This is a genomic window from Actinomycetospora rhizophila, from assembly GCF_042657905.1.
Classification (GTDB): domain Bacteria; phylum Actinomycetota; class Actinomycetes; order Mycobacteriales; family Pseudonocardiaceae; genus Actinomycetospora; species Actinomycetospora rhizophila.
Window position 1 is genome coordinate 714086 of sequence record NZ_JBHSKG010000001.1, and the last position, 23227, is coordinate 737312.

Sequence of the window (23227 nt, forward strand, 5' to 3'; positions counted from 1 at the left end):
GATGACGGATGCGCGCCACGGCCGCGGCGTCAGCGGGGGTCGCTCCCTGAAGACCGCTGCCGAGGCGCTCGCGGCGCTGCGCTTCCTCGGGGCCGCCGAGGAGGGCACCACCGCCGAGGCGCTGGCCGCCGAGCTCGGCAAGAGCACCGCCACGGCCCGCTACCTGCTCAACACCCTGTGCCAGGAGGGGTTCGCCGTCCGCGACGGCCGGTCCGGCACGTTCCGGCTCCAGGACACCCCGCCGTGGGGCGACGCCTGGGGTGATCCCGAGGCCCCCCACGACCTGACGCCCCACCAGCTGCCCGAGCGCCTCTCGGACGCGGTCACTGATCTCTACCGGCGCACCCGGCAGCGGACCTACCTGGCGCGCTGGGAGGCCGACGAGGACGCCACGGTCATCGTCGACGCCCGGGGCCACCAGGGTCTCGCCCGCGTCCCGGACCTCACCGAGCGCATCCCGCTCGCCTCGGCCCACGCCCTGGCGGTGACCAAGGCGCTCATCGCCTCGTCCGGCCCGCGCGCCACCGCGCTGCGCGAGCGCTCCGAGCTCGCCTCGTTCACCGGTACCACCATCACGAGTCCCCCGGCGATCGAGCTCGAGCTCGCCCGGGTCCGCCGGCGTGGCTACGCCGTGGACCGCGAGGAGTACGCCGAGGGTTTCTGCTGCATCGGCGCGCCGATCTTCGCCCCCGACGGGCGTGTCGCCGCCAGCATCGCGATCTCCACGCCTGCGCGGCGCTTCGCCACGCACGCGGAGGAGCTGACCGGCGCCGTCCGCGACGTCGCCGAGACCGCCACGCGCGGCTGGCGGGAGTCCGACTCGGACCTCCCACCACCGCTGCCGGCCGACCCCGTACCCCCCGGGTACTGACGGGCCGACACCGGCCGTGCCGCCATCCAGACGCCCACCGGCGCCTCGGCGGCCACCACCACGGACCACGGCTGCGGAACCCCGTATGCCGAGCTAGAACTCCACAAGGAGAAGAAGATGAGCCGTCAGAGTTTGGCGAAGGCTCACCAGAAGATCCAGGAACTTTCCTGGGAGCCGGTGTACCACGAGCCGTACATGAAGTACGGGACGGACTACACCTTCCGTAAGGCGGCCAAGAAGGACCCGCTCAAGCAGGTCCTCCGGTCCTACTTCCCCATGCAGGAGGAGAAGGACAACCGCGTCTACGGTGCATCCGACGGTGCGATCCGCGGGAACATGTTCCGCCAGGTCCAGGAGCGTTGGCTGGAGTGGCAGAAGCTCTTCCTGTCGATCATCCCGCTGCCGGAGATCTCGGCCGCCCGTTCGATGCCGATGCTGTTCCAGGCCGTTCCCAACCCGGAGCTGCACAACGGCCAGGCGATCCAGATGATCGACGAGGTTCGGCACAGCACGATCCAGCAGAACCTCAAGCGGCTGTACATGAACAACTACATCGACCCGGCGGGCTTCAACAACACCCTCCGGAACTTCCACTCGGACTACTGCGGCACCATCGGCCGTCAGTTCGCCGAGGGGTTCATCACCGGTGACGCGATCACCGCGGCCAGCATCTACCTGACGATCGTCGCCGAGACGGCGTTCACGAACACCCTGTTCGTGGCCATGCCGGCCGAGGCCGCGGCCAACGGTGACTACCTGCTGCCCACGGTGTTCCACTCGGTCCAGTCCGACGAGTCGCGCCACATCTCGAACGGCTACGCCACCCTGCTGATGGCGCTGTCGGACGAGGACAACCGCCAGTTGCTCGAGCGCGACCTGCGCTACGCGTGGTGGAACAACCACCGCGTGGTGGACGCCGCGATCGGCACGTTCATCGAGTACGGCACCAAGGACCGGCGCAAGGACCGCGAGTCCTACGCCGAGATGTGGCGCCGCTGGATCTACGACGACTACTACCGGGCGTACCTGCTGCCGCTCGAGAAGTACGGCCTCGTGATCCCGCACGACCTGGTCGAGGAGTCCTGGAACCAGATCTGGAACAAGGGCTACGTCCACGAGGTCGCGCAGTTCTTCGCCACCGGGTGGCTCGCGAACTACTGGCGCATCGACGGCATGACCGACGATGACTTCGAGTGGTTCGAGTACAAGTACCCGGGCTGGTACGACAAGTACGGCAAGTGGTGGGAGAACTACAACCGCCTGGCGAAGCCGAACGGGCACCACCCGATCGTCGCCGAGGACGTCGACTACGTGTACCCGCACCGCTGCTGGACCTGCATGGTCCCCTGCCTGGTGCGCGAGGACATGGTCGTCGACAAGGTGGACGGCCAGTGGCGGACGTACTGCCACGAGGCCTGCCGCTGGACCGACGCCGAGGCCTTCCGGCCCACGTACCAGGGTCGCGAGACCCCGAACATGGGCAAGCTCGTGGGTCACCGCGAGTGGGAGACGCTGTACCACGGCTGGAACTGGGCCGACGTCGTCTCCGACATGGGCTTCGTCCGCGACGACGGCAAGACCATGACGGCTCAGCCGCACCTCGATCTCGACCCGAAGAAGATGTGGACGCTCGACCACCTGCGGCGCATGCCGCACGTGGCCAGCCCCAACGTCATCCTCAACGAGATGAGCGACAGCGAGCGCGAGGCGTTCGTGGCGGACTACAACCAGCAGGGCCCGGCCGGCCGTCCGGCCGACGCGACCAGCTAGCTGATCGCGGTCCCAGCACGGTGAGGTGAGAGGGAGGGCCGGGGTCACCCGGCCCTCCCTCGATCCCTCACGCCCTTTTCCGGACTCGACCGACCGTTTCGTCCGGATTTCGGCCACATCCTCCCGAACGGAGAAGCCATCGATGGGTGAGAAGCACCGGGTCCGATTCGAACCGGTGGGCATCGAGATCGAGGTCGACGAGGACCAGACGATCCTGCGCGCCGCCTCCGAGCAGGGCATCCAGCTGATGCACGGCTGCAAGGAAGGCCAGTGCGCCGCCTGCAAGTCCTTCGTCCTCGAGGGCGACATGGACGAGATCGAGCTGGACCGCTACTCGACCTTCGCCCTCCCCGACATGGAGCGCGAGGAGGGCCAGACGCTCCTCTGCCGCGCCCACGCCTACGACGACCTGGTCATCGAGCTCCTCAACTACGACGAAGAGATCATCCGGAGCGGTCTGCCGCTGCGGAAGGGCACCGTCGAGGTGCTCGCCAACGATCCCGTCACCCACGACATGCGCCACCTGGTGGTCAAGCAGATCGCGGGTGAGGACATCAAGTTCTTCCCCGGCCAGTACATGGACCTGACGGTGCCCGACACCGGCGAGGTCCGTTCCTTCTCGATGGCGAACCTCCCGAACCGCGAGGGCGTGTTCGAGTTCGTCATCAAGATCTACCCCGACGGCGCCTTCTCCCAGTTCCTGGAGAAGAAGGTCTCGATCGGCGACCGCATCGAGGTCGAGGCCCCGTTCGGCACCTGCACCCTGCGCGAGAACCGGACGTCCGACATCGTCTTCATCGGCGGCGGCGCGGGCATGGCCCCGCTGCTCGGCCTCCTGCGCGCCCTCGCGGAGAAGGACGGCGAGCGCAAGGCGCGCCTCTACTACGGCGCCCGCACCCGCGCGGACCTCTGCTTCGAGGACGAGCTGCGCGCCCTCGAGGAGAAGATCCCCGGCTTCCGCTACGTCCCGGCGCTCTCCGAGCACGACGGCGACGACTGGGACGGCGAGACGGGCCTCATCACCGAGGTCGTCCGGGCCAACGAGCCGGCGCTGGAAGGGATGGATGCCTATGTGTGCGGGCCGCCGCCGATGGTGGATGCGGCGATCGCCCTGCTGACCCAACGCGGAATGGACGAGCAGCACATCTACTACGACAAGTTCACCACCACCGGAGAGCCGGAGGACGAGGGCTGACCATGACAAGCACCGAAGAACGTCCCGAGCGGAGCGTTCCGAAGCCCGTCTTCACCGACGCGGAAGCGGGCGCCAAGGAGTTCCCCGACTCCGGGCCCTCGGCCCGGCGCTACAACTACTTCAAGCCGGCGAAGCGCAAGCAGACCCACTACGAGGACGTGACGGTCGAGGTCCAGCCGGACCCGCGCCACTACCTCTCGCAGGGGTGGATCTACGGCTTCGCCGACGGGTCCCGCGGCTACCCGCTGACCTGGACCAAGCTCAAGGCGTGGGGCGTGGACAACCCCGAGCCCGAGCGCGGACCCGGCTCCGGCGGCAAGCACATCGAGGACTGGCCCGCCCACGGCTGGCACGAGTTCCGTGATCCCAACGAAGAGTGGGAACTCACGATGTACCGGTACAACGCCAACGTTGTCCGGCAGATCAACCAGAACGTCGAGAACGCCCGCAACGCGAAGGCGTTCGACCAGTGGACCCCGAACTGGGTGCGCTTCGTGGAGCGCAACGTCGGCGCCTGGATGCACATCGAGCACATCTTCGGCCTGTACGTCTTCGCCGGCTGCAACCGCTCCGGCCCGACGAACATGCACAACACGGCGATGGCCGTGAACAGCGAGCACAAGATCCGCTTCGCGCAGGACCTGGCCCTCTACAACCTCACGCTCACCGAGGAGATCGAGGGCTTCGACGGCGCCGCGCACCTCGACGCCTGGAACAACGACGCCGAGTGGCAGGGCGTCCGCAAGGTCGCCGAGGCGATCACGGCGATCGAGGACGACTGGGGCGAGATGATCTTCGCCACCAACATCGTCTTCGAGCCCCTGCTCGGCGAGCTCTTCCGGTCCGGCCTGGTCATGCAGTCGGCGGCCGGCAACGGCGACTACGTCACGCCGACCGTCGTCGGCGCCGGCGAGTACGACTACGCCCAGCGTGACCTGCGCTGGACCGTGGCGGCCTTCGCCCCGCTGACCCAGGACCGCGAGTTCGCGCAGCACAACAAGGACCTGTTCAACGGCTGGCTGGCCAAGTGGGTCCCCCAGTGCCTCGAGGCGGCCCGCACGATGCAGCCGCTGTGGTCGCAGCCCGACGCCAAGCCCCCGCGCTTCGAGGACAGCCTCGACCGCGCCAAGAGCCGTTTCGCCGGGATCCTCAACGATCTCGGGCTCGAGACCCCGAAGGAGCTGAACCAGTGACCAAGTCCTTCAAGACGGCCGAGAGCCCGTTCAAGCAGGACAACACCGAGTCCGGCATGGCCGGCGTGACCCTGATGAACAACCAGGTCGGCGTCGTCGTGGCCGAGGTGATGGACCGTCAGGAGAACGTGACCGTCCAGCACCTGCCCTCGATGATCCGCGTGGACTGTCAGGGCCGCATGGACTTCGTCTACGCGGAGATCTCCGAGGCGCTCGGCGAGGAGCCCGACTTCTACAACGCCGCCGAGTTCGAGGAGAACATGTCGACCCACTACGGGAAGATGATCCACATGGATGACCGGACGATCATGTTCGGGAATCTCGAGGAGGCCGCCGAATTCATCGGCGACATGCTTCCGCCGGTCGTGAACAAGTAGCACGCTGGCTCTCGGGTCGTCGCACGCCCGCGCGGGGCGGACGTGCGACGACCCGATGCCGTTGATGTGACGACCCCCGTTGACGCCCCGTTCGCGCCCCAGAGCACCGGAGAAGTGAGGACATGGCCAAGGAACTGCGATTCGGCGCCGACGCGCGCAGGGCTCTCCAGGCTGGAGTCGACCAGCTCGCCGAAGCGGTGAAGTCGACGCTGGGGCCCAAGGGACGCAACGTCATCCTCGAGAAGATCACCGGCACGCCGGAGGTCACGAACGACGGCGTGACGATCGCGCGGGAGATCTACCTGCGGGACCAGTTCGAGAACATGGGCGCGCAGGTCCTCAAGGAGGCCGCCGTCAAGACCAACGACGTGGTCGGTGACGGCACCACCACGTCGACCGTGCTCGCCCAGGCCATCGTCCGCGAGGGCCTCAAGGCCATCGGCCAGGGGGGCAACCCGGTGCTCGTCAAGCGCGGGATCGACGCCGCGGTCGCGCGGGTCGTCGCGCACCTGGCGACGGTCGCGCACCCGGTGGACGACGTCGAGGCGCTCTCGCGCGTCGCGGCGATCTCCGCCAACGACGACGACGCGATCGGCCGCGTCGTCGCCGAGACCCTGCACACCGTGGGCGACGACGGCGTCATCACCGTCGACGACGGCCCCATGCTGGGCCTGCACGTGAACTTCGTCGAGGACTTCGAGTTCGACAACGGCTACGTCTCGCCGTACCTGGTCACCGACCCGGGCTCGATGCTCGCCGTGCTGGACGACCCGTACATCCTCTTCTCCGCCGAGAAGATCACCGACGTGCGCTCCCTCATGCCGGTGCTCGAGCGGATCATGCGCGACCCGCGGCCGCTCGTGATCGTGGCCGAGAAGGTCGAGGGCTCCGCCCTCCAGATGCTGGTGCACAACCACGTCAACGGGCACCTCAAGGTCACGGCGATCCAGGCCCCGGGCTTCGGCGAGAAGCGCGTGCACCTCCTCGAGGACATGGCCGCCCTCTGCGGCGGCAAGGTGTACTCGAAGGCGTCGGCGTTCTCGCTCGAGCAGATGGGCGCCGAGCACCTCGGGCGCGCGACGCAGGTCCGCGCCACCAGCGAGCAGACCGCGATCATCGGCGGCCTCGGCGACCCGGCCGGCCGCGAGCAGCGCCTCTCGCAGCTGCGGGCCGAGCTGGACCGCGCGACGATCGGCACCGACGAGGACTGGTTCTCCGAGCGCATCGCGCGCCTGTCCGGCAAGGCCGCGATCCTGCAGGTCGGCGCGCCGACCAACGCGGAGCTCAAGGAGGTCCGCCACCGCGTCGACGACTCGCTGCAGGCGACCCGCGCGGCCATGGCGGAGGGCATCGTCGCCGGCGGCGGCTCGGCGCTGCTGCACGCCGAGGCCGCGCTGGCCGACCTGGACGGCCTCACCGGCGACGGGCGCATCGGCGCCGAGATCGTGCGCGCGGCCCTGTCCGAGCCGGCCAACCTCATCGCCTCGAACGCGGGCTACGAGGGCGGCGACGTCGTCAAGCAGACCCGCGACCTGGGCGTCGACGAGGGCTTCGACGCCCTCGAGGGCCGCTTCGGCAACATGGTCGAGCTCGGCATCATCGACCCGCTGCGGGTCGTGCGCTCCGCGCTCCAGAACGGCGCCTCGGTGGCCGGCCTGATCCTCACGACGAACTCGCTCGTCGCCGAGGAACAGACCCCCTGGAACAAGTCCCTCATGACAGAGTTCGGCCAGCTCGACGAAGGCCTGCCGCAGCCGGCGCCCGACTCGAGCACGCCCCAGTCGATGGGCCTCGGCCCGTCCATGGGGTGACCGCTGTGACCACTGTGATCCTTGGGAGGAACTCGTCGTGAAGGCCGTCCGTGTCCACGGGTACAAGCAGGATCCGAGCATCGACGACATCCCGGAGCCCAAGCTCCAGGGCCCGCTCGACGTCATCGTCAAGATCGGTGGCGCGGGTGTCTGCCGGACGGATCTGCACATCGTCGACGGCGACTGGGCCGACATCCAGAACCCGGACCTGCCCTACGTGATCGGCCACGAGAACGCCGGGTGGGTGCACGAGGTCGGTGACGCCGTCACCAACGTCCGCGTGGGCGACACGGTGATCCTGCACCCGCAGCCGTCCTGCGGCCTGTGCCTGGCGTGCCGGGCGGGCCGGGACATGCAGTGCACCGGGGACGCGTTCTTCCCCGGGCTGTCGAACAACGACGGCGGCATGGCCGAGTACCTGCGGACCACCGCCCGGGCCTGCGTGAAGCTCGACCCCTCCACCAACCCGGCCGACGTCGCGGCGCTCGCCGACGCCGGCATCACCGCGTACCACGCGGTGCGCAAGGCCGTGCCGTACCTGTACCCGGGGACGAGCGCGGTCGTCATCGGCGCGGGCGGTCTGGGCCACATCGGCATCCAGGCCCTCGCCGCCCTGACCGCCACGAAGATCATCGTGGTGGACAAGAACCCCGCCGCGCTCGAGCTCGCCAAGCAGATCGGCGCGGACGAGACCGTCGTGGCCGACGGCAACCACGTCGCGGCGGTGCAGGACCTCACCGGGGGCGGCGCCACCGTCGTCTTCGACTTCGTCGCCGAGCAGGGCGTCGAGCTCGAGGCGTGGCAGATGACCGGGCCGGCGGGCTACCAGTTCGTGCTCGGTTACGGCGGACAGTTCCAGGCCCCGACTCTCGACTTCGTCGCCGGCGAGAAGAACGTCATCGGCAACATCGTCGGGACGTACAACGACCTGGCCGAGCTCATGGTCCTGGCCCAGGCGGGCAAGGTCACGCTGCACACGGTGCAGTACCGGCTCGACCAGGCTCTGGACGCCCTGCACGACCTGGACGCGGGGAAGGTCCGCGGCCGGGCGATCCTCGTTCCGTAGACGGCGGAGTACAGGAAGGACACCACCACATGTACGAGAAGGACGGCGAGAAGTACTTCATCGTCGACTCCCACATGCACTTCTGGGACGCCTCCCCGGAGAACTGGGTCCAGGGCGCCGAGCAGTACGCCAAGGGCTGGATCGAGTGCTTCCACGCCTACCAGGGCCTGGGCCCGGCCGACACGCACCAGCCGCTCGAGGAGTTCCAGAAGGTCTCCGAAGAGCAGCTGATGCGCGAGGAGTTCGAGGAGGGACACGTCGACGTCGCGATCTTCCAGTCGACGTACCTCAAGGAGTGGTACAAGGACGGCTTCAACACGACCGAGCGCAACGGGTACCTGGCGCAGAAGTACCCGGACAAGTTCATCGTGAACACCCGCTTCGACCCGCGCGACGGCGACGCCGGCATGCGCGAGTTCGAGGAGAACACCCGGAAGTTCAACGCCATCGGCGCGAAGCTCTACACCGCCGAGTGGAACGGTGACTCGCGCGGCTACAAGCTGACCGACCCGGAGGCCTACCGCTTCCTGCAGCGCGCCGAGGAACTGGGCGTCAAGAACATCCACGTCCACAAGGGCCCGACGATCTGGCCGCTGGACAAGGACGCCTTCGACGTCTCCGACGTCGACCACGCGGCCACGGACTTCCAGAACCTGAACTTCATCGTCGAGCACGTGGGCCTGCCGCGCATCGAGGACTTCTGCTTCATGGCGACGCAGGAGCCCAACGTGTACGCCGGGCTCTCGGTGGTCATCGGCGGCCTCATGCACGCCCGTCCCAAGTTCTTCGCCAAGGTCATGGGCGAGCTGCTGTTCTGGGTCGGCGAGGACAAGATGACGTTCGGCTCGGACTACAACATCTGGGAGCCGAAGTGGCAGATCGAGGGCCTCGTCGACTGGACGATGCCCGACGATGACCAGTTCGCCGACTACCCGCGCCTCGACACCAACGGCAAGAAGAAGATCCTCGGTCTGAACGCGGCCAAGCTCTACGGCATCGAGGTGCCGGCCGAGTGCCAGATCTCCGAGGGGCAGCCGGCGGCGGCCGACGCCGCCGAGCTGGTCGAGGACCGGTCGGTGGCCCAGGCATGACCGCGGTCTCCGACGCCCCCGCCACCCTCGTGGCGGGGGCGTGGGAGGCGCTGCGCACCGTGCGCGACCCCGAGCTCGACAACGACGTCGTCAGCCTGGACTTCGTGGCCGAGTGCTCGGTCTCCGACGACGGGGTCGCACACGTGCGCCTGCGCCTGCCCACCTACTTCTGCGCGCCCAACTTCGCCTTCCTCATGGTCGCCGACGCCTGGGACGCCGTGTCGCAGGTGGAGGGGCTCACCGACGTCGACGTGGCCCTCATCGACCACTTCGCCTCCGACGCCATCAACCAGGGCGTGGCGGCGCGGGCCGGCTTCGTCACCTCGATGGCCGGCAGCGAGGTCGGCGAGGCCGTCGAGGAGCTGCACGACCTGCGCCGGTCGTTCACCGAGCGGGCCATGATGGCGGGCACCGACCTCGTGGTCCGCCCGCTGATGCGCGCCGGCGCGACCCCCGAGCAGGTCGCCGCGATGACCCTCGCCGACGCTCCCGACGGTGACGACCTGCGTCGCCTGCGGGCCCGCCGCCGCGAGCTCGGCATCCCGGCCGACGACGACGCGCCGCTGGTCGTGGACCCCGCGGGCGCGACGGTGGGGCTCGACGCCCTGCCGCTGCACCTGCGCAAGGCCCGCTCGTACCAGGTCGGGGTCGACGCGAACACCAGCATCTGCCGCGGTCAGCTCGCGGCCCGCTACGGGCTGTAGAGCGCACCGCACGTCCTCACGAGAGGAGATCTCCCGCCATGGCGCGCCATCCGGTGCAGCTCGATCCCGGCAACCACGACGATCCCGGGGCGGGCCGCTGTCTCATGGAGCACGTCTCGGTGCTGGCGGGGGAACCGTTCCGGGCGTGGCCTCGGTGCACCCACCCGGCCGTCGCGGCGCTGGCCACCCAGGTCAACGACCGGTGCTCGCCGGAGGGGCGGGCGGCGCTGCTCGGACGGGCCGAGGCGCTCGCCCGCGCGGACAGCGACGACCCGGCGCTGACCTGGCGCCTCGTGGGGCTGACCGCCGAGGCGACGCTGGTGAACCGCCCGTACGACCGGAGCGCGACCCGGCGCCTGGCCCGGGCCCGCCGGTCCCGCCGGCTCTGGGGCGCGGCGCTGCCGGGCCCGCTCGCCCGCCGCCTCCCGCGGTGGGCGCTGGTGAGCTGCGGGCTCGCGGCGCTCGACGAGCTCGTCGCCGCCATCCACGGCCTGGTCGCCGTGGCCGGGCCGCCCGGCTCGCCGGAACGCGACATCGCCCTGGTCGCCCTGCTGGACACCGTCCTCGACCACGTGCTCGACGAGGCCGGCGGCGTTCCCGCCGAGATGCCCGCCCCGACCGACACCGCCATCGTCTTGAAGGAGCTCGTCGCATGAGCGCCCCCAGCGACACCCCGCGCACCGTCCGGCGCATCGGCTCGCCGGCCGCGGCGGCGCTGGCCGATCTCGCGGCGATCTTCGACGACCTGCAGACCGTGCTGCTGTGCTGCGAGCGCCTCGTCACCGCGCTCAACGTCCCCGAGCCGGACCCGGTCGTCGTCGAGTCGCTGTGGACCACGGCCCTGCTGTCGTACTCGCGCTGCTTCGCGCCCGGCGAGCGCGGCATGAACCTCACCGAGGACGACGTCTCGGCCCTCGAGCTCGAGGGCGAGGTGCTCGGCTGGCACAAGATGCTGCGCCAGCTCAAGAAGCACTACGCGGACCCGGCGACCAACCCGCGGGAGACGTTCGAGGTCGGCGTGGCCGTCGCCGACGGCGTCCCCCAGGGCGTGGCGATCACGTCGACGCGCCAGGCGCTGCCGGACACGATCTCGGTGCACCAGACCGGCGCGATCGCCTACCAGCTCAGCCAGCGCGTCGACCAGCGGATCGCCGAGCACCAGGGCACGGTCCTCGAGGGCGCCCGCGCGCTCAGCCCGACCGAGCTCGAGACCCTCGACGAGGTCGAGCTCACCGACACCCCGGGGGGAGACGAGTGATCGAGAAGTACAACCCGTGGACCGTCGTCAACCTGGTGTTCGAGCACCTGGCCGACCAGGGCCTGCACCCCGTCCTCGGGGAGAGCGGCGACCCCTCGGCCGCGGCCGCCGAGCTGCTGACCTCGCTGGGGATCACGCCCGGTGACCCGTCGTGGGGCGAGGGCCAGGACGCCGAGCGCGTCCGCGAGGACCTCGCGGCGCTGCGGGCGGCGTTCGAACCGGTCGACGGCACCAGGGACTGACCATGGTCGCCATGCGCTTCGCGCGGCTCGTGGTGCACCGGATGACCCGCGAGCCGCTCGCGCTGCTCGTGGAGGAGAACGCCGACCGATGCGTGGTGGTGTCGGTGCGCGGGCCCCAGGCCGAGATCCTCGACCGCGGGCCGCGCGCGGCGGCGCCGGACGACGACGACCGCCTGACCCAGGACCTCATCGGCGAGCTCGCCGTCAAGCTCGGGCGGCGGTTGGCGCGCGGCGAGATCGTCGCGCTCGTCGACGACCGCTTCCGGGCGGAGCTGGTGCTCGACGACGGCACGCGCCTGCCCGGGCGGCCGAGCGACGTGCTCGCGGTGACCGTGCGCGAGGCCCTGCCGCTCGAGGTGGCCGACGCGGTGGTGGACGCCGTGGGCCAGTCCTACAGCGAGCTCGGCGGCGACCGGCAGGAGCCGGCGCGCGCGGCCGCGGAGCAGGTGGAGGAGATGCGCGCGTTCCTCGAGCAGGCCACCCCGCAGGACTTCGCGAGGCCACCGGACGCCGGCGAGGGCCGGACGGCGGGGCCCGACCCCGGCTGACGCCGGACCGGTGGCCCGTCGACCTGTCCTGACCTGCGGCATCGCCCCGGCGGCGTCTCGATCCGAGACAATCGAGGGTCCCTGCGGGGGCCGTCGGGCCCGTACGATGCCGTGTTACCCATCACTTCGGCGTGGTGGTCGATGGCGAGGTGGCCCATGGACGGACGCGCCCAGAGCGCCCTCGGTCGCGCGCGTGAGTTCTTCGTCGACCGGGGCTCCGTGAGCGCCTCCGGCATCGTCCGTCCCGAGATCGTCGACTCCTGGGAACGCTCCCGGAACGCCGGGGTCGACGCGACCCAGCTCGACCTGCCCTACGAGCCCGACCTCGACTTCGACGGCAGCCTGTCCAACTGCGCGCGCCCGGTGCTCGACGACCTCGCCGAGCGGCTCTCGGGCATGTCCGTGGCCGTGGTGCTCACCGACGCCGACGGGCGCGTGCTCGAGCGCCGGGTCGGCGAGGGCGAGCTCCAGCGCCGCCTCGACGCCATCTCGCTCGCGCCCGGGTTCAGCTACGCCGAGGAGTTCGCGGGCACCAACGGGGTGGGCACCTCGCTCGAGAGCGCGATCCCGGCGCTGGTCGTCGGCGCCGAGCACTTCAGCGAGCGCCTGCAGGCCTTCGCGTGCGCGGGTGCACCGGTGCGGGGCCCCGACGGCGCGCTCGCCGGCATCCTCGACGTCACCTGCCTGCGCTCCGAGGCCAACGACCTCATGCGCTTCCTGGCCCAGCAGGCGGCCACCGACATCGAGGACGTCCTGCGCGAGCGCGGCGGCGTCGGCATCCGCCGGGTCATGGCCGCGTTCCGCGCCACCTGCGCGCGCACCGCCGGCCCGGTCCTGGCGCTCACCGACGACCTCGTCATGGTCAACCGCGCCGCCCGCGGCCTCTCGACCCTCGACCAGGAGCGCGTCACGGCACGGGCGCTGGAGCTGGGCGTGGGCGGGCGTCCCCACCAGGACCGCGTGCTGCTCGCCGGCGGCCCGGCCCGTCTGATGATCACTCCGGTGCCGGCCGAGCGGCCGGTGGGCGTCGTCGTGGAGGTCGTGCCCAGCCGCAGCAGTCTGCGGCTCGCGGGCGGCGACGACGCGAGCCGGAACTCCTCCTCCCGCACCGGAGAGCTGCCCGCGCCGCCACCGAACTCCGGGTCGTCGTCGGCGTGGTTCCCGCCGCCGCCCTCGTCGGTCGAGCGGCCGCTGCCCGGGCTCGCGGGCGACTCGCGGCCGTGGCGCACTGTCGCCGGGGCGCTGCGCGCGGCCGCCGGCGCGGCCCGCAGCACCGTGGTGCTCGGCGAGCCGGGCACCGGCAAGGCCGCCGCCGTCCGCGCCGCGCACGGCGAGGTCCGTCCCGGGGCCCGGTGGGTCACCGTCGACGGCGCCGACCCGGAGGCGGCCGTGACGCTCGCGGGCTACGCGGCCGAGGCCACCACCGCCGGTGCGGGCGCGGCCACCGTGGTCGTGCGGCACACCGAGGCCCTCGACCCGGCCGGCGTCGGCGCCCTCACCGCGCTGCTCGAGCAGGTCCCGCCGTCGTGGTGGGTGGTCGGGCTCATCACCGCGGAGCGCGCGCCCGAGGGGGGCCCGCTCGGCGGGATGCTCGCCGGGTTCGCCACCTCGGTGCTGGTCGAGCCCCTGCGGCGCCGGCCCGACGACGTCCCCCTGATCGCGGCCGCCCTGCTCGCCCGGCTCGCGCCGTCACGCCGCGCCCGGTGCACGCCCGAGACCGCGGCGCTGCTCACCGGCGCGCGCTGGCCGGGCAACGTCACCCAGCTCGCCGGGGTGCTGCGCCGCGCGCTCGCCGCGCGCCCCGCCGGCGACGTCGAGGCCGCCGACCTGCCCGCGGAGTTCGCGGTCAGCGGCACCCGCCGTCGGCTCACCCCGCTCGAGACCGCCGAGCGCGACCTCATCGTCTCGGCGCTGGTCGAGGCGAACGGCAACCGCTCGCAGGCCGCCAGCGCGCTCGGGATCGGCCGCGCGACGCTCTACCGGCGCCTGCGGGCCTTCGGCATCACCGACGTGGGCCGCTGAACCGGCCGAACCCGGTGACCATCGGCTCGTCGCGCTCCACCGTCTCGTCCGGGCGCGCGGGCGGCATGCCGACCTGGCGCGCGCCGACCTCGCCGGCCCACTGCGCACTCGCCCGCGCCGCGACGGCGCGGACGGCCTCGACCAGCTCGTCCTCGTCGAGCGCGAGCCGGCGCGCCGAGCACGAGAGGCCCAGGGCGACGGTGGCGGCACCGGAGGGCGAGACGACCGGGGCCGCGATGGTCGCGAAGCCGCCCGCGAACTCCTCGCGGTCGAGCGCGACGCCCGCGCGGCGGACCTCGTCGAGCTCGGCCCGCAGCGCGGACAGGTCGGTGAGCGTCGCCGGGGTCAGGCGGACCAGCGGGTCGCCCTCCTCGTCGACGGCCTCGCGGTACTCCGCCGACGTCGCGAGCAGGACCTTGGTCATGGCCAGGGCGTGCGCGTGCTCCGGCGCCACGTGGGTGCCCAGCCCCGGGTGCTTCGCGAGGCCCTGGTGGCCGCGCGAGTCGGTGACCGTCGCGACCACGATGCCGGTGCGGCGCACCAGGTAGGAGCGCTGGCGGGTGCGCCGGTAGAGCTCCGTGGTGGCCTCGGCCAGCACGGCGCCCGGGTCGGGGTCGCCGGGCACGGGGCTCGCAGCGGCGCTCGTGCCCCACTGGCCCCACGGGGGCGCGTCGGACAGGCGGCAGCGGCCCGAGGCGGCCCGCTCCGCGTACCCCGCCTCGCACAGGGTGTTGATCATGTACCGGGCGGTGGCGGCGCTCTTGCCGAGCTCCTCGGCGAGGTCCGTCGCGGACAGGCCGTCCGGGTGGTCCCCGAGCAGGCGCAGCGCACGCAGGACCGTCGCCGCGGTCTTCAGCGACCGCGACCCACCGCCCGCGGGCACCACGTCGTCGTCCACGTCCCCGACGGTAGGACCATCGCGGGGTGACGCCTGTCTCAGTGTGAGACGGCGCGACGACCGGGCGCCTGGAGGCGATCTTCGGCCCCCCGATCGGGTGCTGATGGATGCATCAGCGCAGGTCGAGGGGCTCGCCGGCCCCGGCGCGGGCCAGCGCGTGGCGGGTCGGCTCGCGGTAGAGGGGGTAGAGGTCGCCCACCGTCCGGTCGACCGCGGCGCGGTCCAGCCACGCCGGCGCCCCCAGTCGGTCGCGGCCTTCCGCCGTCAGCGCCACGGGCTGCGCGCCGGCGTGGGGCGGGTCGCCCAGCCCGGCGAGATCGCTCCCGCGCGCCAGCAGCCGCTCGACACCGCGGGCGCCGATCCGCCCGTACGACATGGTCTCGACCTCGAGCCCCGGCACGATGACCTTGGCGGTCACCGCCGACCCCGCGTCCGCGACCACCGTGAGCACGTCGAACCCGTCGAGCCGCGCGAGGAGGTCGTCGAGCAGCGCGCCCGGCTCGTCGAGGCCGGGGGTGTGCGGGAGGTCGGTGAACGCCACGGTCTCCCGCCGGGCGAGCACCGTGGGCGCCAGCAGCTCGCGCAGCGCCGCGGGGCCGCGCGCGGTCCAGTCGGCCATCGCCTCGAACGCGCGCCGCTCCTGCGGGGGCAGCGGGTGGGCCAGCTCGCGCTCCCAGTACCGGGCGTCGAACAGCGGGCGCACGGTGTCCAGGTCGGCGTGCGCGACCAGCTTGCGCACGCGCGCGGAGCAGAACTCGAGCAGCGCCTTCTGCAGCGCGACCTCGCGGTCGGGGTGCGCCGCCTCCCCGCAGGCGGTGATCGAGATGGGGTGCGGCGCGTCGGCCGGGTCGGTGTCGTACCCGACGACGTGCAGGTCGGTGACGCCGAAGGCCGTCGACGCGAGCTTCGGGACCACGGTGATCCCGACGTCGGCGAGGTGGTCGAGCAGCCGGCGGGTGTCCGGGTCGGTCACGCCCCCGGTGTCGATGACGACGCCGCGGTCGAGCGCCCGGAACGCCGTGGCGTTCCCGTCGCGCTGCAGCAGCTCGCCCAGGGCGTGCCCGACGGCCCGCTCGACGGTGTCGCCGGCGCCGCAGCCGTTGGTGATGACGGTGACGAGGCGTTCGTCCGCGGGCTGCCAGTCGAGGTCGACGGGGTAGGCGGCGGCGAACTCCGCGGGGACGAGCACCTCCTCGCCGGTGCGCCAGCGCGTGGTCGGCAGCCACCAGCGCGGCCGGTCGGGGTCGTACGCGGTGCCCGCGGGCAGGACGAGGGAGACCGGGTCGACGACGCGGTCGTCGCCGCGCACCGCCCGCAGCGCGGTGTACGAGTCGCGCACCGGCTCCAGCTCGCGCAGCCGGCGCGAGAGCAGCATCTCCTCGGCGAGCTCCGCGTGGGCCGCGACCCGGGCCCGCTCGGTCGACAGCCCGTAGCCGAACGCGCCGCTGCGCGGCCACTCGCCGCCGGGGTCGGCGTGGTCGGCGGAGACGACGGCGACGCCGGTGCGGTCGGCGGCGCGGAGCTCCGTGTCGCCCACCTCGCCGGGCGGCAGCGCCGCGTCGAGACCCGCGGTGACGTCGTCGAGGGAGGCCGTCATCCGAGCTCGTCCAGCGCGATCGGGCCGGCCACCGGCTGCGCCGAGAGCAGCCGGTCGTAGAGCGCGAGGACCGTCTTCGTCGAGATGTGTGGCGCGTACTCGAACGGTGTGGCCACCGCCTCGAAGTCCAGCTGTTCGATGACCGCGTAGGCGTCGCGGATCTCCTGGTGGGACAGCGGGATCTGCGCGTGGTAGGCCTTGTGCGCGGACAGCCCGACCGTGGTGCCGTCGGCGTCGAAGCTCGGCTTGAGCATGTCGCCGCAGAACAGGATCCCGCGGCGCTCGTCGTGCAGGACGTTGTGGCCGTCGAAGTGCCCGCCGGTGCGGTGGGCGACCAGGCCGGGCGCGAACACGTGGCGGTCGTCGAGCGGCCAGGTGACGCGGAAGGCCTTGGTCCACTCCAGGTCCCGCACGCCGATCCCGAGCACCGGCGGGTCGAGCTCGTCCTGGAGCTGGAACAGCGCGCCGTAGCCGTGCACGTGGCTCGCGCCGAGGGCGACGAGCCCGCCGCGGCGGCGCAGCTCGGCGATCGCCGCGTCGGGGTAGAAGCCGGCGCCCTCGAAGCCGACGAGCCCGTCGTCGGTCTCGATCACCCACCCGCAGGTGCCGAGCCCGACCTGCGGCTCGCACCAGAAGGCGGTGACGCCCGGCGTGACCTCCTCCCAGCGCGCCTCCCGGCCGGCGGCGAGGTCGGCGAACGCGCGGAACTCCCAGCCGTCCTCGGGCAGGGCGTTGCGGACGTCGACGCACACCGGGCACTGCGGCGGGACGTCGAACCAGCGTTGCCAGTGCCCGCAGTTGGTGCAGGTCCAGGGGCTCAGGGGCATGCCGCCTCCATCAGCAGGGTGTGCAGCGCGAGGTCGCGCTGCAGCGGGTACGGCCAGGCCGCCTCGCCGCGGACGGCGGCACCGAACGCGGCCAGCTGCCGGGTGAACGGGCCGGTCTGCGCGTCGAAGGCGACGGGCTCCGCCGCGCCGGTGGACGCGTCGATGCGGGTCAGCGTGCCGCCCGGGTCCTGCCCGAGCGTGTTCTCCGCGACCAGCTGCGCGCGGGTGCCGACGACCTCGAGCCGCCGGCGTGGCAGCGGGTCGGCGGTGGAGAAGCTGACGTGGTGTGACAGCAACGTGCCGCTCGCGGTGCGGCCGGCGAGCACGGCGGTGTCGTCGGGTGTTCCGGCGTCCGTGTCGTAGTCGTGCACCCGCGTCGCCGTGAGCGCGACGAGGTCGACGACGTCCTCGCCGAGCAGGCGTCCGGTGAGGTCGAGGCCGTGCGGGGCGAGGTCGATCATCGCGCCGCCCCCGGCGCGGGCGGGGTCCACGCGCCAGTTGTCGCGCCCGCCGACCGGGGTGCTCCAGTCCGCGGGCAGCCAGCACCCGTAGACGATCCGGACCGTGGTGACGACGCCGAGGTCGCCGCCGGCGATCCGCTCGGCGATCACCTCGTGGGCGGGGTGGAAGCGCTGGTCGAACGCGGTGCCGGCGAGCAGGCCGCCGGTGGCGGCGACCATCTTCTCGGCCGCCGGCACGTCGTGGGCCAGGGGCTTCTCGCAGAGCACCGGGATGCCCGCGGCCGCGACGGCCTCGACCACCGGCGCGTGCGCGTGGTTCGGGGTGGCGACGTAGACGGCGTCGAGGCCCGGCGCGGCGAGCAGGTCGTCGAGGTCGGCGTAGGCCGGCGACAGCCCGGCGAGCGCGGCCGGGTCGCGGTCGTGGACGCCGACGAGGTGCGCGGCGGGGTCGGCGGCGACGGCGGGCAGCACGTAGTCGCGCGCCACCCAGCCGAGGCCGACCACGCCCCAGCCGGTCACCACCGCTCCGGGAGGTCGACGAGCAGCCGGCGCGCGACGGCGTCGTCGGGCAGCGGGTCGGGCCAGGACGGCGGCAGGTAGGTCGCGGCGCGCGGCCCGTACTCGTCGGCCCACACGGCGTTCGGCCAGCGCCGGGTGCCCCCGGCGTAGAGCGGGTTGGGTCGCAGCGCGGCGGTGGGGGCCGGGTCGAGCAGCGCGGACTCGCCGCCGAAGCCGGTGAGGTCGCGGACGACGGCGACGGCCTCGGTGTCGACGAGGTCCTCGGCGGGCGCCGGGCGCGGGAGGCGGCGCTCGAGCGCGGCGGCGGTCAGCTCCTCCTCGCCGTAGCAGGACGCCTCGGGCAGCAGGGCCGCCCACGACGCGGGCGGGCGGGGGTGCCCGGGCTGGCCCGGGGTGTGGCAGTGGCCCGCGACCACGGCGCCGCCGGGACCGGCGTGCTGCGCGGCGGTCGCGAGCACCGCCGCCGGGTCGTCGAGGAAGTACAGGACGTCGTGCGCGGCGACGTAGCTGCTCTCGGCGGCCGCCAGCGGCCAGGGGTGGGCGAGGTCGGCGCAGACGAGGTCGACGTGCGCCGGCACGACGAAGCGCCGCGCGAGCCAGAGCTTGGCGAACACCACGTCGACGCCGGTGAGGTCGCGCTCGCCGTGCTGGGCGAGGCGGCGCAGCAGGTGCCCCGCACCGCAGGCGAGGTCGAGCACCGGGCGCCCGGCCGGCGGGTGGGCCGCGGTGAGCGCGAGGACCGCGAGCCCGGAGGGGTCGTGGTCGCGGTGCAGGAAGTAGTCGCCGACCCGTCCCAGCCCGAGACCCGTCACGGCGTCGCGCAGCGTGGTGGCGCGCAACGTCGCGCGCAGCTGGTCCGCGGGCGGCGGGGGCTGGTCCCACCAGTCGTCGTTGTCGGCGAGCAGCACGGCCGCGGCGTCGTCCGGGCGGCCGTCGTCGAGGGCGGCGAGCGCGGTGTCGCGGACCTCCTCGCGCCCGGCGCGCAGGTACGGGATCCCCTCGAGCACGGGCCAGCGCGTGGTCCCGTCGGTGAGGCTGTGCTCCGTGTCGGCGTGCAGGTCCGCCCCGGTCTCGGGGCTGCGCCGCGTCGCCGCGCTCACGGCAGCAGCCCGGCGGCGGCGAGCACCGCGTTCTGGTGCTCCTGCACCGGCGAGGCGTGCACGAGCTCGAGGTCGTCGAGCGCCTCGCGCACCGTGAACGCCGCGGCCCGCGCGTGGTGGTGCACCTGCAGCACGCGGTCGAGGACGTCGGCGGCGTGGAAGGTCGCGCCCAGCGGGCTCCCGGCGTCGGCGCGGGCGGCGAGCAGGCCGCGCACGCGGGTGCCGAGGTCGTCGGGCAGCGTGGCCAGGGCGCGCTCGGTGAGCCGGTCGACGACGCCGTCGAGGTGCTCCCCCAGCAGGGTCTCGCCGGCGAACCCGGCGTCGGGCAGGACGGCGTTGTGCAGGTGGTGGGCGAGCCCGAGCAGGAAGGCCTCGCCGCGGTCGGCGCCGTGGTCCAGCGCGAGCAGGGCGCCGTACACGGCGACGGCCCAGCAGTGCTCGCCGTGGTCCTCGGGCGGCTCCGCGATCAGCCGTGCCCGGCCCGGGGCCGTCGCCCCGGCGCGGGGCTGGCGGCACAGCGCGTCGACGAACGCCGGGAGCTCGACCCCTGAGACGTCTCCTGTTGTGCCCTGCGGCGCCGGCGCGGCGCGCAGCCACGCGAGCGTCGCCGGGTGCACCACGCCCTCGGCGACCTCGTCGATCGCGCGGCGCAGCACCCCCTGCACGGCGTCCCCGTCGAGGCCCGCGTCGGCGAGGACGGCGGCGTCGATGCCCGCCAGGCGCGCCCCGGCCACGGCCGCCGCGGTCTCCGCGTCCGCCACGGCCACCGGCTCGGCCCCGGCGACCAGGGCCGACCACGCCCGCACGAACGACCGCGAGGCCATCGACCCGGCGGCGTCCGCGGTGCGCACGCGCTTGAGGTCGCCGATCTCCCGCAGCAGCCCGGGGACCGCGGCGTAGCGGGCGGCGGGCGTGGCGGGGGCTGTCGCCGGGGCGGCCGTCACGCGGCGCCCGCGGCGATCCACTCGCGCAGGACCTGCTCCTGGCGGTGGAGGGCGTGCTCGGGCTGCGAGCCGTCGCGGGTGGTGGGCGCCTTGAAGAAGTAGCCGAGCTGCTCCTGGGCCCCGCCCTCGCCCCGGCGCTGTGCCTCGACGACGAGGCGCACGAGCTCGAGCACCAGCGGCGCCGCGAGCACCGAGTCGCGGGCCATGAAGTCGACCTTGATCTGCATCCGCTGGCCGAGGAAGCCGACCAGGTCGATGTTGTCCCAGGCCTCCTTCTCGTCACCGCGGGGGCGGTAGTAGTCGATGCGCACGACGTGGTCGGCGACCTCGTAGCCGAGGATGTCGTCGAGCACCGAGCCCTTGGTCGCGATCTTGCTCGACAGCGAGGCCGGGTCGTCGAGGACCTCGCCGTCGCGGTTGCCGAGGATGTTGGTCGAGTACCAGCCGTCGACGGTCAGCGCGCGGGAGCGGAAGGCCGGCGCCAGCACCGTCTTCATCATCGTCTGGCCGGTCTTGCCGTCCTTGCCGGCGACGGGCACACCGCGCTGCTCGGCGAGCTCGAGCAGGCCGGGCACGTCGGCGGACGCGCTCGGGGTGAAGTTGACGTACGGGCAGCCCTCGGTGATCGCGGCGTACGCGTAGAGCATGCCCGGGGTGATCGCGGCGTCGTCGACGTCCAGCGCCTTCTCGAACCCGTCGGCGCTCGCCAGGGCGGGCAGCGTGAGGTCGGGCCAGCGCTCGGTGGAGGCGAGGTTGACCACCGTCAGGGACTCGAGGTCGTGGTCGCGGCGGAAGCGGCGCAGGTCCTCGGCGATGTGGGCGACGCGGTCACGCAGGGACGTGACCGCGACCAGGTTGGTGCCGCGGGCGTTGCGGCAGTACTCCGGGTCGGCGACGGCCGGCCAGGGCTCGATCCCGGCGAGGGCCGGTCCGGCCGCCTCGATCTGGCGGTGGTCGAGGACGCCGTGGCCCTCGGCGGCCTTGGCGAGGTCGTCGCCGTCGACGTCCCAGCCGGCGAACACGAGCGACGTGTAGGGCACGAGACCCTCGGTGTCGGCGAGCGGGAGGCCCGCGGTGCCGATGCCGCCCAGCCTCATCATCTCGACGCCGGCGACCGCGGTCGTGGCGACCGCCCCGCCCAGCCCGACGATGGCCACTCCCGTGCGTGCTCTCTCGTCCACGCGGTCCTCCTCGACCTGACGTCCGGTCCCGTGTGGACCCCGCCGGACGTACCACCCGCTTCTCCTGGTCGAAACCGCGGATCCGCGACGAGCGGTCGGTGGACCTCGGTGAGCGGCGTCACGCGGCCCTGGCCTCGGCCCCGGAAAAGTCCGGGGTCGGGCACCCAGGCCGGGGCTCGCACGTTGACGGAGAGTCGGGAGGGACAGACCCGCAACCGACGGAGGAGGAGGCGTCATGGCCACGCTGACCAGGCCGCAGTACAACAAGGTCATCGCGGGGGTGTGCGCCGGGCTCGCGGAGCGTTTCGGCATGTCCGCGGGGGTCGTGCGACTGCTGTTCGTGCTCTCCTGCCTGCTGCCCGGCCCGCAGTTCGTCATCTACATCGCGCTGTGGGTGATCATGCCCAAGCGGTGACCCTCAGGTGCCGCTCAGCGCCCCGCCAGGCGATCTTCAGCCGTGGCGGGGACGCTGGCGTGCCCCCACAGTGAGGAGGCGCGCCATGGACGCGCTCGTGGTCGTGCTCGTCGTCGTCGTGCTGCTGGCCCTGGTCACCGGGGGTGCCGCGGTGCAGGCCGTCCAGCAGTACCAGCGCGGCGTCGTGCTGCGCTTCGGCCGGTTGCTGTCGACCGTGCGCCAACCGGGGCTGCGGGTCATCGTGCCGTTCGTGGACCGGATGCGGAAGGTCCCGGTGCAGACGACCGTGCTCGACGTGCCGTCGCAGAACGCGATCACGCGGGACAACGTGACGATCGGGGTCGACGCCGTCGTCTACTTCCGGGTCTCGGACCCGGTCCGCGCGGTGATCAACGTCGACGACTACCTGCGCGCGACGTCGCAGGTCGCCCAGACCTCGATGCGCTCGGTGATCGGCCGTGCCGACCTCGACACGCTGCTCTCGGACCGCGACGCGATCAACAGCGAGCTCAAGGCCGTGATCGACGCGCCCACCGAGGACTGGGGCGTGAGCATCGACCGCGTCGAGATCAAGGACATCGCGCTGCCCGAGGGCATGCGCCGGTCGATGTCGCGGCAGGCCGAGGCCGAGCGTGACCGCCGGGCCCGCGTCATCGCGGCGCAGGGTGAGCTCGAGGCGTCCGAGAAGCTCACGCAGGCCTCCGAGCGCATGAGCGCCGCGCCCGGCGCGCTCCAGCTGCGCCTGCTGCAGACCGTCACCGACGTGGCGTCGGACAAGAACTCGACGCTGGTCATGCCGCTGCCGGTGGAGCTGCTGCGGTTCTTCGAGAACGCCTCGCCCGCCCAGGTCGCGGCCGCTCCCGAGGCCGTGCGCCGCGCCATCGACGCGGCGGGCGGGACGGTGGCGCCGCCGGTGCCGGTGACCGAGGAGCCGGAGCAGGAGGTGCCGGTCACCACAGGTGACCGGGCAGATCCTTCGTGAGCTCGGCGAGCTCGCCGCGGGTGGTGGCGGCGTAGGCCGCCGCCACCCGTTCGTCGAACTCGGCGACGGTCAGCCGGCCGTTGCCGACGGCGCGCTGGAGCCGCTCGACCACGAGGTCGCGTTCGGCGTCGGAGGCCCGGACGTCTCGCACGACC

The 23227-nt window shown here is 72.8% G+C and carries 24 protein-coding genes; 16 read left to right on the top strand and 8 right to left on the bottom strand.

Going from position 1 to position 23227, the window contains the following annotated elements:
* Window position 1: 1 nt before the first annotated feature.
* The 14 genes from ACFPK1_RS03465 (at window position 2) to ACFPK1_RS03530 (ending at window position 14148) form a co-directional block, all read left to right on the top strand.
* Window positions 2-871 carry an IclR family transcriptional regulator gene (locus tag ACFPK1_RS03465; RefSeq protein WP_378019478.1) on the top strand — a complete coding sequence of 290 codons (870 nt, stop codon included), beginning with the start codon at window positions 2-4 and terminating at the stop codon, window positions 869-871.
* A gap of 117 nt (window positions 872-988) precedes the next feature.
* Window positions 989-2641: a ferritin family protein gene (locus ACFPK1_RS03470; protein WP_378019479.1), complete on the top strand. Its 1653-nt coding sequence runs from the start codon at window positions 989-991 to the stop codon at window positions 2639-2641.
* Between the two features lie 142 nt (window positions 2642-2783).
* Entirely contained in the window at window positions 2784-3836 is a 1053-nt protein-coding gene (locus tag ACFPK1_RS03475; protein WP_378019480.1) for an NADH:ubiquinone reductase (Na(+)-transporting) subunit F, read from the top strand.
* A gap of 2 nt (window positions 3837-3838) precedes the next feature.
* Complete coding sequence (locus ACFPK1_RS03480; protein ID WP_378019481.1) at window positions 3839-5029, top strand: ferritin family protein; 1191 nt, start codon at window positions 3839-3841, stop codon at window positions 5027-5029.
* The gene (gene mimD / locus ACFPK1_RS03485; RefSeq protein WP_378019482.1) at window positions 5026-5406 is read left to right on the top strand and encodes a propane 2-monooxygenase effector subunit MimD; all 381 of its coding nucleotides are present in this window, start codon (window positions 5026-5028) and stop codon (window positions 5404-5406) included. The genes ACFPK1_RS03480 and mimD overlap by 4 nt, the downstream gene beginning before the upstream one ends.
* A gap of 122 nt (window positions 5407-5528) precedes the next feature.
* A complete protein-coding gene (groL, locus tag ACFPK1_RS03490) occupies window positions 5529-7217 on the top strand; it encodes a chaperonin GroEL (protein ID WP_378019483.1) in 1689 nt (562 codons plus the stop codon).
* Window positions 7218-7254: 37 nt separating this feature from the next.
* Window positions 7255-8283 (top strand): NAD(P)-dependent alcohol dehydrogenase, encoded by a 1029-nt coding sequence (locus tag ACFPK1_RS03495; protein WP_378019484.1) that lies wholly within the window; start codon window positions 7255-7257, stop codon window positions 8281-8283.
* A 29-nt stretch (window positions 8284-8312) separates the two neighbouring features.
* On the top strand, window positions 8313-9374 hold the full coding sequence (locus tag ACFPK1_RS03500; protein ID WP_378019485.1) for an amidohydrolase family protein: 1062 nt from the start codon (window positions 8313-8315) through the stop codon (window positions 9372-9374).
* Complete coding sequence (locus ACFPK1_RS03505) at window positions 9371-10078, top strand: metal-sulfur cluster assembly factor (RefSeq protein WP_378019486.1); 708 nt, start codon at window positions 9371-9373, stop codon at window positions 10076-10078. Before ACFPK1_RS03500 ends, ACFPK1_RS03505 begins: the two co-directional genes overlap by 4 nt.
* 38 nt (window positions 10079-10116) lie before the next feature.
* Window positions 10117-10734, top strand: coding sequence for a hypothetical protein (locus ACFPK1_RS03510; RefSeq protein ID WP_378019487.1), 618 nt, complete (start codon window positions 10117-10119; stop codon window positions 10732-10734).
* Window positions 10731-11336: a hypothetical protein gene (locus ACFPK1_RS03515; protein WP_378019488.1), complete on the top strand. Its 606-nt coding sequence runs from the start codon at window positions 10731-10733 to the stop codon at window positions 11334-11336. Before ACFPK1_RS03510 ends, ACFPK1_RS03515 begins: the two co-directional genes overlap by 4 nt.
* Window positions 11333-11578, top strand: a complete 246-nt coding sequence (locus ACFPK1_RS03520; protein ID WP_378019489.1) for a hypothetical protein — start codon at window positions 11333-11335, stop codon at window positions 11576-11578. Before ACFPK1_RS03515 ends, ACFPK1_RS03520 begins: the two co-directional genes overlap by 4 nt.
* Before the next feature lie 2 nt (window positions 11579-11580).
* The gene (locus tag ACFPK1_RS03525) at window positions 11581-12126 is read left to right on the top strand and encodes a bifunctional nuclease family protein (RefSeq protein WP_378019490.1); all 546 of its coding nucleotides are present in this window, start codon (window positions 11581-11583) and stop codon (window positions 12124-12126) included.
* Between the two features lie 156 nt (window positions 12127-12282).
* Window positions 12283-14148 (top strand): sigma-54-dependent Fis family transcriptional regulator, encoded by a 1866-nt coding sequence (locus tag ACFPK1_RS03530; protein WP_378019491.1) that lies wholly within the window; start codon window positions 12283-12285, stop codon window positions 14146-14148.
* On the opposite strand, the gene ACFPK1_RS03535 is transcribed toward ACFPK1_RS03530, so the two are convergent.
* The 7 genes from ACFPK1_RS03535 to ACFPK1_RS03565 form a co-directional block, all read right to left on the bottom strand.
* Complete coding sequence (locus ACFPK1_RS03535) at window positions 14129-15046, bottom strand: IclR family transcriptional regulator (protein WP_378019492.1); 918 nt, start codon at window positions 15044-15046, stop codon at window positions 14129-14131. The two genes, ACFPK1_RS03530 and ACFPK1_RS03535, sit on opposite strands and share 20 nt — an antisense overlap.
* Window positions 15047-15158: 112 nt before the next feature.
* Window positions 15159-16643, bottom strand: coding sequence for a YcaO-like family protein (locus ACFPK1_RS03540; protein ID WP_378019493.1), 1485 nt, complete (start codon window positions 16641-16643; stop codon window positions 15159-15161).
* The gene (locus tag ACFPK1_RS03545) at window positions 16640-17470 is read right to left on the bottom strand and encodes an MBL fold metallo-hydrolase (RefSeq protein WP_378019494.1); all 831 of its coding nucleotides are present in this window, start codon (window positions 17468-17470) and stop codon (window positions 16640-16642) included. The genes ACFPK1_RS03540 and ACFPK1_RS03545 overlap by 4 nt, the downstream gene beginning before the upstream one ends.
* The gene (locus tag ACFPK1_RS03550) at window positions 17461-18450 is read right to left on the bottom strand and encodes a Gfo/Idh/MocA family protein (protein ID WP_378019495.1); all 990 of its coding nucleotides are present in this window, start codon (window positions 18448-18450) and stop codon (window positions 17461-17463) included. Before ACFPK1_RS03550 ends, ACFPK1_RS03545 begins: the two co-directional genes overlap by 10 nt.
* Window positions 18447-19550: a class I SAM-dependent methyltransferase gene (locus ACFPK1_RS03555; RefSeq protein ID WP_378019496.1), complete on the bottom strand. Its 1104-nt coding sequence runs from the start codon at window positions 19548-19550 to the stop codon at window positions 18447-18449. Before ACFPK1_RS03555 ends, ACFPK1_RS03550 begins: the two co-directional genes overlap by 4 nt.
* Complete coding sequence (locus tag ACFPK1_RS03560; RefSeq protein ID WP_378019497.1) at window positions 19547-20494, bottom strand: HD domain-containing protein; 948 nt, start codon at window positions 20492-20494, stop codon at window positions 19547-19549. The genes ACFPK1_RS03555 and ACFPK1_RS03560 overlap by 4 nt, the downstream gene beginning before the upstream one ends.
* Window positions 20491-21675 carry an inositol-3-phosphate synthase gene (locus ACFPK1_RS03565; RefSeq protein ID WP_378019498.1) on the bottom strand — a complete coding sequence of 395 codons (1185 nt, stop codon included), beginning with the start codon at window positions 21673-21675 and terminating at the stop codon, window positions 20491-20493. Before ACFPK1_RS03565 ends, ACFPK1_RS03560 begins: the two co-directional genes overlap by 4 nt.
* Window positions 21676-21910: 235 nt before the next feature.
* On the opposite strand from ACFPK1_RS03565, the gene ACFPK1_RS03570 reads away from it, so the two are divergent.
* Both ACFPK1_RS03570 and ACFPK1_RS03575 read left to right on the top strand, forming a co-directional pair.
* Entirely contained in the window at window positions 21911-22090 is a 180-nt protein-coding gene (locus tag ACFPK1_RS03570; protein WP_378019499.1) for a PspC domain-containing protein, read from the top strand.
* Window positions 22091-22175: 85 nt separating this feature from the next.
* Window positions 22176-23072 (top strand): slipin family protein, encoded by an 897-nt coding sequence (locus ACFPK1_RS03575; RefSeq protein ID WP_378019500.1) that lies wholly within the window; start codon window positions 22176-22178, stop codon window positions 23070-23072.
* Here the strand turns inward: ACFPK1_RS03575 and ACFPK1_RS03580 are convergent.
* Complete coding sequence (locus tag ACFPK1_RS03580; RefSeq protein ID WP_378019501.1) at window positions 23041-23223, bottom strand: DUF1707 SHOCT-like domain-containing protein; 183 nt, start codon at window positions 23221-23223, stop codon at window positions 23041-23043. The two genes, ACFPK1_RS03575 and ACFPK1_RS03580, sit on opposite strands and share 32 nt — an antisense overlap.
* Window positions 23224-23227 lie beyond the last annotated feature (4 nt).